This is a genomic window from Allobosea sp. GW821-FHT03A12 (assembly GCF_058986765.1).
In genome coordinates, this window is the sequence record NZ_JBYSVZ010000001.1 from 121,853 (window position 1) to 138,878 (window position 17,026).

Consider the following 17,026-nt stretch of genomic DNA (forward strand, 5'->3'; position numbering starts at 1 on the left):
CCATGTCAATCCTTGACACGGATTTTGTCTCTCGCTTTCATGACCGCCGAGCTTGCCAACGGGCGCCCGATCAGGTGCGATCCGCCCGAACCGGCTGCCAATGAACAAACGGGGGAGAACGACGATGACCGGATTGAAATTTGGCCTGGCGCTCGCCGCCTCCGTCCTGGCGCTCGGCGTGGCGCAGGCGCAGGAACCGAAGAAGGGCGGCACGGTCCATGTCGTCGTCCAGCCCGAGCCGCCGATGCTGATGCAGGGGCTCAACCAGAACGGCCCGACCAACATGGTCGCCGGCAACATCTACGAATCGCTGCTGCGCTATGACGAGAAGCTCAATCCGCAGCCCTCGCTGGCCAAGAGCTGGGAGATCTCGCCGGACGCCAAGGTCTACACCTTCAAGCTGCAGGAGGGCGTGACCTGGCATGACGGCAAGCCGTTCACCGCCGACGATGTCGTTTTCACCCTCGACAAGTTCCTGCGCGAGGTCCATCCGCGCTGGCGCCCGATCGTCAATGCCCAGGTCGAGAAGATCGAGAAGGTCGACGACCTCACCGTGAAGATCACGCTGAAGCAGCCCTTCGGCCCGATGATCATGACGCAGGAGGTTGCCTCCGCGCCGATGATCCCGAAGCACATCTATGACGGCACCGACTATCGCGCCAACCCGGCCAACAACACGCCGATCGGCACTGGCCCGTTCAAGCTGAAGGAGTGGAAGAAGGGCTCCTATATCCATCTCGTCAAGAACGAGAACTACTGGCTGAAGGGCAAGCCGAACCTCGACGAGATCTATTGGCAGATCATCCCTGATGCGGCGGCGCGTGCCGTTGCCTACGAGACCGGCAAGGTCGATGTGCTGACCGGCGGCTCGGTCGATGTCTACGACGTCGCCCGCCTCTCCAAGCTGCCCAACACCTGCATGACGACCAAGGGCTGGGAGATGTTCGCCCCCCATGCGTGGCTGACGCCGAACGTTCGCAACGGCATTTTGGGTAACAAGCAGTTCCGCCAGGGGCTGATGTACGCGATCGACCGCGAGTTCGGCCGCGAGGTGGTCTGGGGCGGGCTCGGCAAGCTGCCGACCGGCCCGATCTCGTCGAAGACCAAGTTCTATTCGGGCGACGTGCCGAAATACGACTTCGACCCGAAGAAGGCCAAGGAGTTGATCAAGGCCTCGGGCTACAAGGGCGAGACGATCCGCCTGCTCAACCTGCCTTATGGCGAGACCTGGACGCGCTGGACCGAGGCGATCAAGCAGAACCTCGAGGATGTCGGGGTCAAGGTGCAGGTCGAGAACACCGACGTGCCCGGCTGGACCCAGAAGGCCAGCAACTGGGACTTCGATCTCAACTTCAACTTCCTCTACCAGCTCGGCGACCCCGCCATGGGCGTGGCGCGCAGCTACATCACCAGCAACATCGCCAAGGGCAATCCCTTCGCCAATGTCGGTGGCTACTCGAACCCCGAGGTCGATAAGCTCTTCGCCGACGCGGCGGTGGCGCCGACCGACAAGGAACGCCAGGAGCTCTACACCAAGGTGCAGAAGCTCCTCGCCGACGAGTTGCCCGTGCTCTGGCTGCTCGAGATGGATTTCCCGACCATCTATCGCTGCAACGTCAAGAACCTCGTCACCACCGGCATCGGCGTCGACGACGGCTTCCGCGACGCCTGGAAGGAGTGACGTGATCCGATAGGATCACGTCATGCTCGGGCCTGACCCGAGCATCTCCTGCAAGAGATTCTCGGGTCTGCGCTGCGCTTCGCCCGAGAATGACGCCAGCGGAGCCTGAATGAACCTCGCGCAATTCCTCGCCGGCCGGCTCGCGAAGGGGATCGTCGTCCTCTTCGCCATCGCGGTGCTGAACTTCTTCCTGATCCGGGCCGCCCCTGGCGATCCGGCGCAGGTGCTGGCCGGCGAGGCCGGCGCCGCCGACGAGCAATTGCTGATCCAGCTGCGCGAGCGCTTCGGCCTCGACCAGCCGCTGCTGACCCAGCTCTGGGTCTATCTCAAGGGCTATCTCACCTTCGATCTCGGCTTCAGCTACCGCCAGCAGCAGAGCGTGCTGAGCCTGATCCTCGACCGCCTGCCGGCGACGCTGCTGCTGACCGGCGCCGCCTTCATCGTCTCGCTCGGCCTGGGCACGCTGATGGGCGCTCTTGCCGCCCGCCGCGCCGGCCGCTGGCAGGACAGCGTCATCACCACGCTGGCGCTGGTCTTCTATGCGACGCCGCTGTTCTGGGTCGCGCTGATGAGCCAGATCGTCTTCTCGCTGAAGCTCGGCCTGGTGCCCAATGTCGGCTATGAGAGCATCGGCGCGAACTATACCGGGCTCGCCCGCGCGCTCGACATCGCCAGCCACCTAGTCCTGCCGGCCCTGACGCTCGGCCTGTTCTTCACCGCGCTCTATGCGCGGATGATGCGGGCTTCGATGCTCGAGGTCGCCGGCGCCGATTTCGTCAAGACCGCCCGCGCCAAGGGGCTGGCGCCCGGCCTCGTCTCGCGGCGACATGTCGCCCGCAACGCCATCCTGCCGGTGGTGACCCTGGCGGGCCTGCAGGCCGGCCAGCTCGTCGGCGGCGCCGTGCTGACCGAGACGGTCTTCGCCTGGCCGGGGATCGGACGGCTGATGTTCGATGCGCTGGTGCAGCGCGATTATTCGGTGCTGCTCGGCGTCTTCTTCATCTCCTCGGCCATGGTCGTCGGCTTCAACATCCTGACCGATCTCGTCTACCGATTGGCCGATCCGCGCATCGAGGCGGTGTCATGAGCTTCCTCAAGCGCTTTGCCCGCAATCGCGGCGCCCTGATCGGCCTTGCCATCCTGGTCGTGGTGATCCTGTTCGCGATCATCGCGCCGCAACTTTATCCGCAATCGCCCTGGCGAACGGTGGCGCGGCCCTTCCTCGCCCCCTTCGTGATGGAGCGCTTCCCGCTCGGCACCGACACGCTCGGGCGCGACATCGCCTCCGGCCTCGCCCACGGCGCCCGCGTCTCGCTGACGATCGGGCTGGTCTCGACGATTGTCGCATTGCTGATCGGCGTGCCGCTCGGCGCCATCGCCGGCTATGCCGGCGGCTTCATCGACGATGCGTTGATGCGTTTCACCGAGTTCTTCCAGACCATTCCCTCCTTCGCGCTCGCGATCGTGCTGGTCGCGATCCTGCAGCCCAAGCTCGGCTCGATCGTGCTCGCCATCGGCGTGGTCAGTTGGCCGCCGGTGGCGCGATTGGTGCGCGGCGAAGTGCTCTCGCTGAAGACGCGGGAATATGTCCAGGCGGCGATCACCATCGGCCAGCCGACCGCGCGCATCATCTGGAGCCAGGTGCTGCCCAACACGATCGCGCCTATCATCGTCATGGGCTCGCTGATGATCGGCTCGGCGATCCTGCTGGAATCCTCGCTCTCCTTCCTCGGCCTCGGCGATCCCAATCTGATGAGCTGGGGCTACATGGTTGGCGCCGGCCGCACGCGCCTGCTCGACGCCTGGTGGATCAGCTTCTTCCCGGGTGTCGCGATCTTCCTGACCGTGCTGGCGCTCAACCTCGCCGGCGAGGGGCTGAACGACGCGCTGAACCCGCGCCTCGCCCGGGAGAGGGAATGATGGCCGAGCCCGTTCTCTCGATCGAAGGCCTGAAGCTCGCTCTGCCTGTCATGGCCGACCGCCCCTATGCGGTCGAGGGTGCGACGCTTGCGATCGCCGCCGGCGAGACGCTCTGCGTCGTCGGCGAATCCGGCTCCGGCAAGTCGATGATTGCCCATGCGGTGATGGGGCTGCTGCCCAGGGCGGTGAAGCCAGTCGCGGGCGCGATCAAGCTCGCCGGCCGCGACCTGCTGGCGTTGTCGGAAGACGCGATGCAGGACGTGCGCGGCCGCGAGGTCGGCATGATCTTCCAGGAGCCGATGACCTCGCTCAATCCGGTGATGCGGGTCGCCGAGCAGATCGTCGAGACCTTCGAGGCGCATAAGCTGCTGAGCAAGCCGGAGCGCTATGCGAGGGCCGTCGCGCTGTTGACCGAGGTCGGCCTGCCGGAGCCGGAGCGGCTGGCGCGCGCCTACCCGCATGAGCTCTCCGGCGGCCAGCGCCAGCGTGTGATGATCGCGATGGCGCTCGCGCTCGAACCCAAGCTGCTGATCGCCGACGAGCCGACGACGGCGCTCGACGTGACCACGCAGGCGCAGATCCTCAAGCTGATCGACAATCTCCGCCATAAGCACGGCACGGCGGTCTTGTTCATCACCCACGACATGGGCGTCGTCGCCGAGATTGCTGATCGCATCGCCGTGCTGGAGAAGGGCGTGCTTGTCGAGGAGGGCACGGTCGACCAGGTACTGGGCTCGCCGCGCCACCCCTATACCCAGAAGCTGCTCGCCGCCGTGCCCTCGCTGACGCCGCCGGAGCGGCCGGCGCTGCCTGACTTAAAGCCGGTTCTCACCGTCGAGAAGCTCGGCAAGGTCTATCGCAAGCGCGCCTTCTTCCGCCCCGGCCGCGAGGTCAGGGCCGCCGACGACGTCAGCTTCACGCTGGCACGGGGCGAGACGCTCGGGCTCGTCGGCGAATCCGGTTCGGGCAAATCGACGGTCGGGCGCTGCTGCCTGCGCCTGATCGAGCCGGATTCGGGCCGTATCATCCTCGGCGATCTCGCCATCACCGATCTCAGCGTCGCGGCGCTCCGCCCGCACCGCAAGCGCATCCAGATGGTCTTCCAGGACCCGTTCGCATCGCTCAACCCGCGCCAGACGGTCGGCCGGATCATCTCGGACGGCCCGGTCGCGCACGGCACGTCACGCAAGGACGCGCTGGCGCGGGCGAAAGAGCTGCTCGAACTGGTCGGCCTCTCCGCCAATGCGATCGACCGCTATCCGCACGAGTTCTCCGGCGGCCAGCGCCAGCGCATCGGCATCGCCCGCGCGCTCGCCCTCGAACCCGACGTGCTCGTCGCCGACGAGGCGGTCTCGGCGCTCGACGTCTCCGTGCAGGCGCAGATCCTGAAGCTGATCAAGGACATCCAGCAGCGGCTCGGCCTCGCCATCCTATTCGTCACGCATGACCTGCGCGTCGCCGCGCAGATCTGCGACAAGATCGCGGTGATGCAGCGCGGCCGGATCGTCGAGAGCGGTCCGACCGCGGCGCTCTTCGCCTCTCCCCAGCACGACTACACCCGCCAATTGCTCGCCGCCGTTCCCGGTGGGGAGCGGTTCGGGCGGTGAGCCCCACCCGTCATTCTCGGGCGCAGCGAAGCGCAGAACCGAGAATCTCATGACCAGATAGCTGGTTTCCGAGATGGTCGGGTCAAGCCCGACCATGACGAGCCAGCCGAATGCTTGCCTATGTATCGGAGACCCCCATGCCGCTCGATCCCGCCTTGCGCGACCGCATTCTCGCTTCCGTCGAAGCAGGCTTTGCCGAGCAGATCGCCTTCACCCAGGAGATGATCCGCTTCCCCTCGACGCGCGGCGACGAGCACACCGTCCAGGACTTCATCTTCCGGGCCTTGAAGCAGCGCGGCTTCACCATGGACCGCTTCGCCATGGATCGCGAGGCGATCGGCCGCCATCCCGGCGGCGCGCCGTTCTCGGATACGCATTCGGATGCACCGATCGTCGTCGGCATCCATCATCCGCGCGAGGAAAAGGGCCGCTCGCTGATCCTGCAGTCCCATGTCGACGTGGTGCCGACCGGTCCGGCCGAGCTCTGGACGCATCCGCCCTTCGATCCGGTGATCGATGGCGACTGGCTCTATGGCCGCGGCGGCGCCGACATGAAGGCCGGTGGCGCTGCCAATCTCCATTGTCTCGACGCGCTCCGGCGCATCGGCCTGCAGCCGGCGGGAACCGTCTATGTCCAGTCCGTGGTCGAGGAGGAATCGACCGGCAACGGTGCGCTGATGACCCATCTGCGCGGCTACGAGGCCGATGCCGTGCTGATCCCGGAACCGGAGGAGGAGATGCTGGTCCGGGCTAACACGGGCGTGCTCTGGTTCCAGTTCGAGGTCCGCGGCGTGCCGATGCATGTGCGCGAGATGGCGGCCGGCGCGAACGCGATCGACGCGGCCTATCGCGTCATCGGCGCGCTGCGTGAGCTCGAAGCCGCGCTCAATCGCGAGAAGCATGGCCGCAAGCATTTCGAGGACATCGCCCACCCGATCAACCTCAACATCGGCAAGATCGAGGGCGGCGACTGGGCTTCCTCGGTGCCGTGCTGGTGCCGGGTCGATTGCCGCATCGGGCTCTATCCCGGCATGTCGGCCGAGGAACTCGGCAAGCGCATCGAGGCCAAGGTGCTCGCCTTCGCGCGCTCCGACACCTTCCTCTCCAACAATCCGCCCAAGGTCGTCTTCAACGGCTTCTGGTCGGAAGGCTATGTGCTGGAGCCCGGCAGCGAGGCCGAGGCCGTGCTCGGCAATGCCCACAAGGCCTCGACGGGCAAGGCGCTGAAGAGCTTCATGACCCCCGGCTATCTCGATACCCGCGTCTACGCGCTCTACGACAAGGTGCCGGCGCTCTGCTACGGGCCGATCTCGCAGAACATCCACGCCTTCGACGAGCGCGTCAGCCTGGCCTCGCTGAAACGCATCACCGGTACGATGGCGCTCTTCGTCGCCGAATGGTGCGGGGTGGAGCCGGTCGAGGGCTGACGCAGGCTCGTGCGCGCCTGCCGTGCATCGAGCCTCCATCGAAATGGCATGACGGCACAGACCTGTCCTCACGCATAGTCGCACCATGCCGCCTGTCCCCACCCGCTCGCTCCTGCTTGTTCCGCTGCTCGGGCTGCTCTGGGGCTTCAACTGGCCGGCGGTGCGGATCTCGCTGACCGAGATCGCACCCTGGACCTTGCGGGCCGGCGGCATGACCTTCGCCGGTCTCGCGCTTGTCGCTGTCGCGCTGGCACGCGGTATCAGCCTGCGGGTGCCGCAAGAGCACTGGCCGAGGCTGATCGTTGCCGGCATCCTCTCGATCGCCGCCTTCAACATCCTGCTCGCCTTCGCGCAACTGATGGCGCCGACCTCGCGCGCCGCGATCCTGACCTTCACCATGCCGGTCTGGGCGACGCTGATGGCCTGGCCGGCGCTCGGCGAGCGCTTCGATCGCCCGCGCCTGATCGGCTTGGGGCTGGGCATCGCCGGGCTGCTCTGCCTCGGCCTGCCGCTGATCCGCGCCGGACAGTTCTCGCCGGGGCTCGCGCTCGCCTTCCTCGCCAGCCTCAGCTGGGCGCTCGGCACGATTGTCACCAAGCGCTGGCCGGTCGCGGCGCCGACGCTGGCGATCGCCGCCTGGCAATTGCTGATCGGCGGGGCGGCCGCCGGTATCGGCATGCTCGCCTTCGAAGGTGTGCCGGTCCCAAAGGTGCTTTCGCCGCCGGTCGCGGCGGCGCTCACCTTCCATATCCTCGGCGCGCAGGCCCTTGCCTATTTCCTCTGGTTCACCGTGATCGCGCGTCTGCCGGCCGGGATCGCCAGCCTGGGAACGCTGATGGTTCCGGCCGTCGGAGCGCTCGGCTCCGTGCTGCTTCTGGGCGAGAGGCCGACGGCGAGCGATTGGCTCGGACTTGTCCTCGTCGTCGCGGCTTCAGGAGCGATCCTGGTCTCGCCGAAACCGAGCCGTTGACCCAAGGTCAATTTTTCTTTGTGCCACCGGGAACCTTTTGTGCAGCGCCGCGTTCAGCGCGTTCGACATGTCACATGCCAAGGTTCCAAACGTGCTTCAGATTGCGGAAGGTCCGGTGACCGCCGAGCGTTATCGATTGCTGGTGGAGTCCGTCACGGACTACGCGATCTATATGCTCGATCCGCGCGGCACCGTGATCAGCTGGAACCCGGGCGCGCGGCGCTTCAAGGGCTATGAGGATCACGAGATCATCGGCCAATCCTTCTCGCGTTTCTACACCGAGGAGGATCGCGCCGCCGGCCTGCCGGAGCGTGCCTTGCGCATGGCCGCGGAGGAGGGCCGCTTCGAGAAGGAAGGCTGGCGTGTCCGCAAGGACGGCACGCGCTTCTGGGCCCATGTCGTCATCGACCCGATCCTCAATCCGGCGACCGGTCGCGTGCTCGGCTATGCCAAGGTCACGCGCGACCTGACCGAGCGGCGCCAGGCCGACGAGGCGCTGCGGCGTTCGGAAGAGAAATTCCGCCTGTTGGTGCAGGGCGTGACCGACTACGCGATCTACATGCTCGACGCCGACGGCATCATCACCAACTGGAATCTCGGTGCGGAGCGCATCAAGGGCTATGCGCCCGACGAGATCATCGGGAAACACTTCTCGCTGTTCTATACGCCTGAGGATCGTGAGCGCGGCGAGCCGCAAAAGACGCTCCAGGCTGCAATCGACAATGGCAGCGCCGAGAGGGAGGGCTGGCGGGTCCGCAAGAACGGCGAAACCTTCTGGGCGAGCATCGTCATCGACCCGATCCGCGACGATGGCGGAAAGATCATTGGCTTCGCCAAGGTCACGCGCGACCTGACCGAGCGCCAGAAGGTCCAGGCCGAGCTCGATGCAGCGCGCGAGGCGCTGTTCCAGGCGCAGAAGATCGAAGCGCTCGGCCAGCTCACCGGTGGCGTGGCGCACGACTTCAACAACCTGCTCACTGCCGTGCTGGGCAGCCTCGAACTCGTCCGTCGCCAGATCGGCGATGAGCGTCAGCTCGGCTTGATCGACAATGCGATCAAGGGGGCTAGCCGGGGCATCTCCCTGACGCAGCGCATGCTCTCCTTCGCCCGCAAGCAGGAGTTGGAATTGCAGCCGGTGGCCATCGATGTACTCGTTGCCGAGATGGGCGATCTGCTGCAGCGCTCGCTGGGGCCGCTGATCCGGATCGAGACGGATTTCCCTGCCGATCTCGCCATGGCCGCGGCCGATCCGAACCAGCTCGAAACCGCCGTGCTCAATCTCGCCGTCAACGCCCGCGACGCCATGCCGGAGGGCGGCGTGCTGCGGGTCGGAGCCAGGAACGAGTCCGTCGCCCGAGGCCATCGGAGCGGCCTGCCGGATGGCGACTATATCCGGCTCTCGGTTGCCGATACCGGCAGCGGCATGGATGCCAAGACGCTCGCCCAGGCGACCGAACCCTTCTTCACCACCAAGGGCGTCGGCAAGGGCACGGGGCTCGGCCTCTCGATGGTGCACGGCATGGCCGAGCAACTCGGCGGCCGTTTGCAGCTGCATAGCCGCCCTGGCCACGGCACGACGGTGGAGATCTGGCTGCCGGTGGCTGCCGCAGCCGCTATGGCCGAGCCCGTTCGATTGCCTGTCGAGGTGAAGACGGAGGTGGCCGAAGCGCCGCGCCCGCTTACCGTGCTCGCGGTCGATGACGATGCGCTCGTGCTGATGAACACCACCGCGCTGCTGGAGGATCTCGGCCACAGGGTGATCGAGGCGAGCTCGGCTCGGGAAGCTCTGGCGATCCTGCAAGGCGATGACGAGATCGACCTGCTGATCACCGACCATGCCATGCCGCAGATGACCGGCGCGCAGCTGATTGCGGAGGTCGCAGAGCGCTGGCCGACGCTGCCCGTCATTCTCGCGACCGGCTATGCCGATCTGCCGGCCGGCACCAGGGCGGGCGTATTGCGGCTGAACAAGCCGTTCTGGCAGGCCGATCTGGAAAAGGCGGTCGCGGCTGCCATGGCACGACGCGCGACCGCAGCCGCGGCCTGAGCCTATCGGAGTTGCTTGGGCGGCGCGGCCGCCGAGGCACGCTCGATGAGCCGCGTCGGCAGCACGAGATCGGGACGGCGGCCACCTCCTGACAATTGCTCGATCAGCAGTGCCATCGCCGCCTGGCCGATCTCGCGGCGCGGCTGGTGGACCGTGGTGAGCTGCGGCTCGACCGCCTCCGCCAGCACGATGTCGTCGAAGCCGACGACGGAGACGTCGTCGGGCACGTTGCGGCCGCGGGCGCGCAGTTCGCCCATCGCACCGACCGCCATCTGGTCGCTGGCGGCGAAGATGGCGGTGTAGGCCACGCCCCTCTCATCGAGCGTGCGGATCGCGGCACGGCCGGCGGCGAGGCCGAAGTCGCCCTCGACGATGAGGCTCGGATCGGCCGGAATGCCGGCATCGGCCAGGCCGGCGAGGTAGCCGTCGTGGCGATCGAGGCTCATCGGGTCCGGCATCGGTCCGGCGATATGGGCGATGCTGCGATGGCCGAGCCGGGCGAGATGAGCGACCGCGGCGCGGGCCGCAGCGTGGTTGTCGACCTTGACCGTCGGCAGGTTCAGCCCGGGCAGCATCTCCAGCGCGACGACGATGGGCGGCAGGCGGCTGCGCTTGGCGAGTGCCTCGGGGAAGCGGCCGACCATCAGGATCAGCCCGTCGGCGTGGCGCTCCCTGACCATGTCGACATAGCGCAGGATGCGCTCGTCATCGTCGCGGGCATCGCCCATCAGCACCTTGTAGCCGGCGTCGATCGCCGCTTCTTCGACGCCCTTGTAGATCTCAAGATAGAACGGGTTGCTGATGTCACGCACCAGCAGGATCACGGTGCGCGTCGCCTGCAGGCGCAGATTGCGCGCCTGAGCGTTGGGGATGAAGCCGGTCGCCTTGACCGCGTCGAGCACGCGCTCGCGAGTGCGGGCCTTGACCTTCTCGGGCTGGGCCAAAGTGCGCGACACCGTCGCGGTCGAGACGCCGGCGAGGCGCGCGACTTCGGCGATGGTCGGAGCGGCTGGGGTTGCGTCTTGCAAGGTGGATGATCTGGAAGCGTGGCAGCGAATCGGCACGAGGAGGCAGGATACCCATCATGCCGCAATCGCTGCCGTTGGGGCAAAGGCGGGCGCCTGCCGCATGCAGGCGCCCGGATTCGTTGTTACTTGCCGCCCCAGCGGGTCGGATAGTTCGCCATCTGCTCGCAGCCGCAGAGCGCATAGTGCAGCGGCGGCATCTTGTCGTTGACGAACTTGTCGAGGGTCTCGGCCGTGATCGCCGGTTGCGGCAGCTTCCAGGTCGGCCCCACCACCGGCTCGCCCTTGAGGATGCGGATCGCCGCGATCACCGGGGTGCGCCACTGATAGGTCGGATAGGTCGGCGCGATCGCGGTGAGCTTGTTCTTCTTCCATTTCTGCAGGAAGTCCTGCTGGTCCTCGCCATTGATCACCGGATAGGGCTTGCCGGCATCCTCGAAGGCCTCGAGCGCCGCGACTGCTGTGGCGCCCGCATCCATCCAGACGCCGTCGATCTTGCCGAAGCGGTTGATGTAGTCCTCGACGATCGCCTTGGTCTTGGCGTTGTCGCCATTGGTGAACTCGGCGCCGACGACCTTGATGCCCTTCTCCTTGAAGATGCGCTCGGCCGCGGCCCAGCGGTTCTCCAGCACGTCGACGCCCGGCAGGATGCGCAGCGCCAGCACCGAGCCGCCGGCCGGGATCTTCTCGGCGATGAAGCTCGCGCCCTGGATGCCAAAGCCATAGCCGCCGATCGGGTTGATGAAGGTGACCGGGGCCTTGCTGTCGACGCCGCGATCGAAGACCACGACCGGTAGCTTCTTCGCGGCGGCCTCGACCGCCGGCGTCAGCGCCGCCGTGGTGTTCGGCGAGACGATCAGCGCGTCGCACTGGCCGCTGTTGACGAAGGCGTTGATGTCCGAGATCTGCTTGTCGTCCTTGCCCTCGGCATCGGCATGGGTGAACGAGGCGATGTCGGCCTTGTTGGCGTCGACCTCGGCCTGCATGTTGGTGAAGCCGACGACGCGCCAGGGATTGTTCACGCCGGCATTGGAGAAGCAGAGCTTGTAGGGGCCGGGCTTCTTGTACTTGGCGGTGTCGACCTTCTCGCCGCCGAGGTTCTGCTCCCAGGGCTTGCCGTCGGGACCCTGCGGGGCGACCGTCAGCAGCGCCTTCTGGCGCTCGAATTCGGCGGGATCGTTGAAGTTCTGGGCGATGGCGCCCGTCGACAACGCCGCCAGCAGTGCCGTCAAACCGATCTGCGTCTTCATCTTCACCTCCCTCTGTCGCGCCGCCTTGCCGGCGGCCTCTGGCGGAGCGCGTGGGATCACGCGCTTCCGAAAACTCTCAGTCTCAGGCGCGCCGCATGCGCCAGGCGCTCGATGCCACCGCGGCGATCAGGATCAGGCCTTGCAAGGTCTCGCGCAGCGGCTGCGGCAGGCCCATCAGGTTGAGCAAGGTGAACAGCGCGAACAGGCTGAGCGCGCCGGCGACCGCGCCGGTCACGCTGGCGCGCCCGCCGAGCAATTGTGCCCCGCCGATGACGCAGGCGGCGATCGCCTGCAGCTCCAGCCCTTGTCCGACCGCGGTCGAGACGCCCGCGAAGCCGCCGAGCAGGATGCCCGCGGTCACTGCCGACAGCGCCGAGATGACGAAGACCAGCATCCGCGTCGCGCCGACCGGCACGCCGGAAAGCTCGGCCGCGCGTGGATTGTCTCCGACCGCCAGCACCTGCCGGCCGAAGACGGTCGCGTGTAGCAGCCAGGCGGCGATCCCGACGAAACCGATCAGGATGAGCACCGAGAGCGGCATGATCCCGGTGACCGGTACGTCGCGATAGACGAGGCGACCGAGCGCCCGGAAATTCTCCGGCAGATAGCCTCGCGGCGCCCCGCCCGACCACATCAGCGCCGCGCCGTTGAGCGAGAGCAGCATGCCGAGCGTCGCGATGATCGAGGGCACCTTGAGCAGGGTGACGACGAGCCCGTTGACCAGCCCGACGCCGAGCCCGATCAGATAGAGCACGCCGATCGTCCACCAGGTGTTGTCGGGATTGCCGCCGGCCAGCATCGAGCCGCCGAGCACGGTCAGCGTCACCAGCGAGCCCATCGACAGATCGAAGCCGCCGCCGGCGATGACGAAGAGCTGGCCGCAGGCGAGGATGATCAGCGGTGCCGCTCGGCGCAGGAAATTGAGGAGGCCCTCGACCTCGAAATAGCCCGGCTGCAGCACGGCGATCGTGCCGTAGAGCACGAGGAAGACGGCGAGGCCGACATTGATGCCGCGGGCGAAACGCAGCGCTACCGAGGGGCTGGCAGGGGCGGCCGCGGCGCTCATGCGACATGCCCCTTGCTGCGCACCGCATAGACGGCGACCGCGAGGATGACGATGGCGCCGCGCAGCACCTGTTTCGGGAAGGCGTCGATGCCGGTCATGTTGAAGACGGCGTCGAGCGTGGCGAACAGGAAGACGCCGGCCAGCGTGCCCCAGACCCCGCCGCGCCCGCCGGCGAGAAGCGTGCCGCCGATCACTACGACCGCGATGGATTCGAGATCATAGACGCCGTCGCGGCCGACCCAGGGCGCGCCGGCGCGCAGGCGGCTGGCGAGATAGAGCCCGGTCAGACCGGCCATCAGCGAGCACAGCACATGCGCGCCGATCATCACGCGCTCGGTGCGGATGCCGGCGAGGCGGGCACCGTCGCGATTGCCGCCGGTCGCGTAGAGATGGGCGCCGAAGCGCGTGCGGCTCAGCAGCAGCCAGATCGCGAAGGTGAGCACGAACAGCAGCAGTACCGACCAGGGCAGGGGGCCGATCCGGCCATAGGCGAAGGCCTGGAAGGCTGCCGGAACCGAGCCGGCGAAATTGCTGAAGCTCGCCGAAAGCAGGCCTTGCAGGATCAGCCCGACGCCGAGCGTCGCGATCAGCGGATTGACGTCGAGCCGGGCGATGATCAGCCCATTGACGAGGCCGACCGCGGCCGAAAGCGCCAGCACTGCCAACACGGCGGGAGCGATCATCGCCGGCTCGCCCTTCATGATAAAGGAGGCGAGCACGGCAGAGACGCTGATCAGATTGGCAACCGAGAGATCGATCGAGCCGACCAGGATGGTGAGTGTCTGCCCGAGCGCGACGATGCCGAGCGCAACCATGCGCTGAGTCAGACCGACAAAACCCTCGCCGGTGAGATAAGCATGCTGGCCGGTCGCGAGCGCGGTCACGACATAGAGCGCGAGCGAGCCGGCAAAGAGCAGCGGCGCCACCGGCAGGTCGCGTGCCGGGCGGGCGACTGCGATGTCGGCGTTGGCGCTCATGCCGCGGCCTCCGTCGCTCCGGTGCCCAGCGCCAAGTGCATCACGTCTTCTTCGCTCGCGCCGCGCTGGAGCTCGCCGGCGATGCGGCCTTCATGCATGACGAGGATGCGGTCGCTGACGCCGATGATCTCCGGCAGGTCGGAGGAGATCATCAGGATGGCGCGGCCGCGATCGGCAAGGCTGCGCATCAGCTGGTAGATCGCTGCCTTGGCGGCGACGTCGATGCCGCGGGTCGGTTCGAGGAAGATCAAGACCTTGGGGTCGCGCGCCAGCCAGCGGCCGATCACGACCTTCTGCTGGTTGCCGCCGGAGAGCTCGCGGATCTCCTGCGCGAAGCCGGCTGCCCTGACATCGACCTCGGTCAGTTGCCGGTCGGCGGCGGCGCGCGCCATCGCGCCGGAACCCGGCGGCAGCAGGCGACGCGCAAAGGCGCGCAGCGTCATCAGCACATTGTCGCGCAGCGATTGCTGCGGGGCGATGCCCTCCTTCTTGCGGTCGTCGGAGAGGAAGCCGATGCCGGCAGCAATGGCGGCGCGTGGCGAGCCGATCAGGCCGTCCTGCCCATCGACGACCATGCGGCCGCGCGTGAAGGGTTCGTCGCCGAACAGGGCGCGGCCGAGCGCGCCCTTGCCGGAGCCTTCGAGCCCGGCGACGCCGATGATCTCGCCGGCGCGCAGGTCGAGCGCGATGTCAGAGAGGATGGCGTTGCCGCCCTTCTTGACCGACAGGACGGTGGGGCCGAGCCTGGCGGGATCGCCCGGTGGCGGAAAGAAATCGGCGAGGTCGCGGCCGACCATCAGCCTGACGATCATCGCCGGTGTTAGCGCGGCGGCGGTGCGCGTCGCGACGAGCTTGCCGTCCTTCAGCACGGTGATGCGGTCGGCGATCGCCTTCAATTCGGCCATGCGATGGGAGATGTAGAGGATCGCGGCGCCCTCGCGCCTGAGCGTACCGACCAGCTCGAGCAGCCGGCCGGCATCGCGCTCGTCGAGCGCCGCGGTCGGCTCGTCCATGACGATGATGCGGGCATCGAGCGCCAGCGCCTTGGCGATTTCGACCAGTTGCTGCTCGGCGATCGAGAGCGATTTCACCAGCGCGCCGGGATGGACCCTGGCGCCGACGCGCTCCAGCAGTCTGCGCGCGCCACCTTGCATCGCGGCACGATCAAGGAGGCCATGGCGGGTCGGTTCTAGCCCGAGGAAGATGTTGTCGGCGATGCTGCGCTCGGGCAGCAGGCTGAGTTCCTGGTGGATGATGCTGATCCCAGCCCGGCGCGCCTCGACCGGGTGCCGGAAGGCGACGGGCTGACCACCGAGCAGGATCTCGCCCTCGTCGGGGCGGTAGACGCCGCCCAGGACCTTCATCAGCGTCGACTTGCCAGCGCCGTTCTCGCCGCAAATGGCATGGACCTCGCCGGCCTGACAATCGAGGCTGACATCGTCGAGCGCCCGCACGCCGGTGAAGCTCTTGCCGATGCCGCGCATCGAAAGGACCGGCGTGCCCGCGCTCATGCGGCACCTGTCTTGGCCGGCTCAGCTGCCTCGGCCCAGCCGCGCCGGATGAAGTCGTGGCTCTCGGTGAGGAGCGTATCGAGGTCGGGGAAGAGGTCGCGCCAGACTCGCGTTGCCGCGGCGAGCGAGGGCAGGGCCCGGCCAAAGGCCTCGACCGTCAGCCAACCATCATAGCCGGTGGCGCGGATGGCGCGGAACGTCTCGCTCCAGGGCACATGGCCGCGGCCGACGATGCCGCGATCATTCTCGGAGAGGTGGATGTGGTTGATCTCGGGCGCGTAGCGCATATAGGCGCCGATCGGGTCGCGCTCCTCAATATTGGCGTGGAAGGTGTCGTACATGTAGCCGAAGTTCGGATGCGCGACCTTCGCTTTCAGCGCGCTCGCGGCCTCCATCGTGTTCAGCGCGTAGCATTCGAAGCGGTTGATCGCCTCTAGCGAAAGCGCGATCCCGGCCCTGCCGGCATCATCCGCCATCGCATGAAGTGCCTCGGCCAGATGAGCGAGCTCGTCCTCGTGCGGGCCTTCGCCGGTGAAGACGCCGACCGGCGAGTGGTAGGGGCCGGCAATGACGCTGGCGCCGAGTGCCGCGGCGCATTCGACCGCCCAGCGATGGCGCTCGCGTGCTTTGCGGCGAATGGCCGAATCGGGCGAGAGCGGGTTGCTGTCCTCGGCGACGATGGAGACGATGGTGCGCTTCAGGCCAATCGTATCGAGGCGGTGGCCGAGCCGCTCGTAATGGCCGACATCCCCCTCGAAGACCGGAAGCTCGACGCCGTCGTAGCCGATCTCGCGGATGCGCTCGCACAAGGGCAGGTGCGCCTCGTCGATGAAGCCGCCGACGGTCAGCAGGTTGAAGCCGATCTGGACCATGGCCTGGGCTTTCGCGGCGCGTTCAGCGCAGCCGCAGCGCGGTCGCGCCGCCGGAGAATGCCGATGAATCGACGGTGCCGATGTGCATGATCGGTGCTCCTCCCAAGAATGGCTCATTCTGCGGAGCCGCTTCGAAAGTGATTATGTAATCGATTGCAAAACTGTCAACCGGCTGTTTGCGACGCTCCGTTCCCCCCAAAGGTCGTGACCTGGCTGTAGCTCGCCGCTTTATCCTTGGACGTTGCCGTTTCGGCGGCGCCGGTGGCCCGAAACCCATCGATCGACCCGATTGTCGTCGCCAGGCCATGTCGGCTCGGGCATCGTCGATGCGCGCCAGCGAGAGGTTGGCTGGCGGAACGGAATTCTCCCATCCCGGTCGTCCGTCGCAGGCGCTTCCGCCTCCGGCCGGCCGCATCTTTGAAAAGACATTTCATTGACCCTGCCAGTTTTCGCAGGAAGAATGCCAGTATCGAGCGCCGATGGCTGCGCCCGATCGCGGGATTTGCTGGAGTAGCTTGCACCGCGTCAACAATGCTAAAAGCACCACGATGAAATCGTGGGCTCCGAGCACGGAGACACGTGGATGAAATCGGGCAATACTTTCGATCCTGAGCGATCCGGCAGCCTGCTGCGATGTTCCTGATCCGTCGTCCCGCGGCCTGACCGCAGGATC

The 17,026-nt window shown here is 67.0% G+C and carries 13 protein-coding genes; 7 read left to right on the forward strand and 6 right to left on the reverse strand.

All coding sequences use genetic code 11. The features are described 5' to 3' along the window. Nucleotides 1-124 precede the first annotated feature (124 nt). From AC3WLC_RS00610 to AC3WLC_RS00640, 7 genes are all read left to right on the forward strand, one after another. Nucleotides 125-1,681, forward strand: coding sequence for an ABC transporter substrate-binding protein (locus tag AC3WLC_RS00610; protein WP_493682013.1), 1,557 nt, complete (start codon nucleotides 125-127; stop codon nucleotides 1,679-1,681). Between the two features lie 109 nt (nucleotides 1,682-1,790). Then, a complete protein-coding gene (locus AC3WLC_RS00615; protein WP_326874367.1) occupies nucleotides 1,791-2,768 on the forward strand; it encodes an ABC transporter permease in 978 nt (325 codons plus the stop codon). Further along, complete coding sequence (locus tag AC3WLC_RS00620) at nucleotides 2,765-3,601, forward strand: ABC transporter permease (RefSeq protein ID WP_493682014.1); 837 nt, start codon at nucleotides 2,765-2,767, stop codon at nucleotides 3,599-3,601. The genes AC3WLC_RS00615 and AC3WLC_RS00620 overlap by 4 nt, the downstream gene beginning before the upstream one ends. Then, nucleotides 3,601-5,208 (forward strand): ABC transporter ATP-binding protein, encoded by a 1,608-nt coding sequence (locus AC3WLC_RS00625; RefSeq protein ID WP_493682015.1) that lies wholly within the window; start codon nucleotides 3,601-3,603, stop codon nucleotides 5,206-5,208. Before AC3WLC_RS00620 ends, AC3WLC_RS00625 begins: the two co-directional genes overlap by 1 nt. A gap of 137 nt (nucleotides 5,209-5,345) precedes the next feature. Further along, nucleotides 5,346-6,635, forward strand: coding sequence for an ArgE/DapE family deacylase (locus AC3WLC_RS00630; RefSeq protein ID WP_493682016.1), 1,290 nt, complete (start codon nucleotides 5,346-5,348; stop codon nucleotides 6,633-6,635). 85 nt (nucleotides 6,636-6,720) lie between these two features. Then, nucleotides 6,721-7,605: a DMT family transporter gene (locus AC3WLC_RS00635; protein ID WP_493682017.1), complete on the forward strand. Its 885-nt coding sequence runs from the start codon at nucleotides 6,721-6,723 to the stop codon at nucleotides 7,603-7,605. Nucleotides 7,606-7,672: 67 nt separating this feature from the next. Further along, nucleotides 7,673-9,652, forward strand: a complete 1,980-nt coding sequence (locus AC3WLC_RS00640; protein ID WP_493682018.1) for a hybrid sensor histidine kinase/response regulator — start codon at nucleotides 7,673-7,675, stop codon at nucleotides 9,650-9,652. 2 nt (nucleotides 9,653-9,654) lie between these two features. On the opposite strand, the gene AC3WLC_RS00645 is transcribed toward AC3WLC_RS00640, so the two are convergent. From AC3WLC_RS00645 to AC3WLC_RS00670, 6 genes are all read right to left on the reverse strand, one after another. Beyond that, on the reverse strand, nucleotides 9,655-10,680 hold the full coding sequence (locus tag AC3WLC_RS00645; protein ID WP_493682019.1) for a LacI family DNA-binding transcriptional regulator: 1,026 nt from the start codon (nucleotides 10,678-10,680) through the stop codon (nucleotides 9,655-9,657). A gap of 122 nt (nucleotides 10,681-10,802) precedes the next feature. Further along, nucleotides 10,803-11,927: a substrate-binding domain-containing protein gene (locus tag AC3WLC_RS00650; protein ID WP_493682020.1), complete on the reverse strand. Its 1,125-nt coding sequence runs from the start codon at nucleotides 11,925-11,927 to the stop codon at nucleotides 10,803-10,805. A gap of 82 nt (nucleotides 11,928-12,009) precedes the next feature. After that, entirely contained in the window at nucleotides 12,010-12,993 is a 984-nt protein-coding gene (locus tag AC3WLC_RS00655; protein ID WP_493682021.1) for an ABC transporter permease, read from the reverse strand. After that, on the reverse strand, nucleotides 12,990-13,970 hold the full coding sequence (locus AC3WLC_RS00660) for an ABC transporter permease (protein WP_493682022.1): 981 nt from the start codon (nucleotides 13,968-13,970) through the stop codon (nucleotides 12,990-12,992). Before AC3WLC_RS00660 ends, AC3WLC_RS00655 begins: the two co-directional genes overlap by 4 nt. Next, the gene (locus AC3WLC_RS00665) at nucleotides 13,967-15,481 is read right to left on the reverse strand and encodes a sugar ABC transporter ATP-binding protein (protein WP_493682023.1); all 1,515 of its coding nucleotides are present in this window, start codon (nucleotides 15,479-15,481) and stop codon (nucleotides 13,967-13,969) included. Before AC3WLC_RS00665 ends, AC3WLC_RS00660 begins: the two co-directional genes overlap by 4 nt. After that, nucleotides 15,478-16,353: a sugar phosphate isomerase/epimerase family protein gene (locus tag AC3WLC_RS00670; protein ID WP_493682024.1), complete on the reverse strand. Its 876-nt coding sequence runs from the start codon at nucleotides 16,351-16,353 to the stop codon at nucleotides 15,478-15,480. The genes AC3WLC_RS00665 and AC3WLC_RS00670 overlap by 4 nt, the downstream gene beginning before the upstream one ends. Between the last annotated feature and the right edge of the window lie 673 nt (nucleotides 16,354-17,026).

What these genes read in the sequence shown, in the direction of transcription:
- AC3WLC_RS00610 (WP_493682013.1), top strand. Translation starts at nt 125, where the DNA reads ATGACCGGATTGAAATTTGGCCTGGCGCTCGCCGCCTCCGTCCTGGCG.
- AC3WLC_RS00615 (WP_326874367.1), top strand. Translation starts at nt 1,791, where the DNA reads ATGAACCTCGCGCAATTCCTCGCCGGCCGGCTCGCGAAGGGGATCGTC.
- AC3WLC_RS00620 (WP_493682014.1), top strand. Translation starts at nt 2,765, where the DNA reads ATGAGCTTCCTCAAGCGCTTTGCCCGCAATCGCGGCGCCCTGATCGGC.
- AC3WLC_RS00625 (WP_493682015.1), top strand. Translation starts at nt 3,601, where the DNA reads ATGGCCGAGCCCGTTCTCTCGATCGAAGGCCTGAAGCTCGCTCTGCCT.
- AC3WLC_RS00630 (WP_493682016.1), top strand. Translation starts at nt 5,346, where the DNA reads ATGCCGCTCGATCCCGCCTTGCGCGACCGCATTCTCGCTTCCGTCGAA.
- AC3WLC_RS00635 (WP_493682017.1), top strand. Translation starts at nt 6,721, where the DNA reads ATGCCGCCTGTCCCCACCCGCTCGCTCCTGCTTGTTCCGCTGCTCGGG.
- AC3WLC_RS00640 (WP_493682018.1), top strand. Translation starts at nt 7,673, where the DNA reads ATGTCACATGCCAAGGTTCCAAACGTGCTTCAGATTGCGGAAGGTCCG.
- AC3WLC_RS00650 (WP_493682020.1), bottom strand. Translation starts at nt 11,927, where the DNA reads ATGAAGACGCAGATCGGTTTGACGGCACTGCTGGCGGCGTTGTCGACG.
- AC3WLC_RS00655 (WP_493682021.1), bottom strand. Translation starts at nt 12,993, where the DNA reads ATGAGCGCCGCGGCCGCCCCTGCCAGCCCCTCGGTAGCGCTGCGTTTC.
- AC3WLC_RS00660 (WP_493682022.1), bottom strand. Translation starts at nt 13,970, where the DNA reads ATGAGCGCCAACGCCGACATCGCAGTCGCCCGCCCGGCACGCGACCTG.
- AC3WLC_RS00665 (WP_493682023.1), bottom strand. Translation starts at nt 15,481, where the DNA reads ATGAGCGCGGGCACGCCGGTCCTTTCGATGCGCGGCATCGGCAAGAGC.
- AC3WLC_RS00670 (WP_493682024.1), bottom strand. Translation starts at nt 16,353, where the DNA reads ATGGTCCAGATCGGCTTCAACCTGCTGACCGTCGGCGGCTTCATCGAC.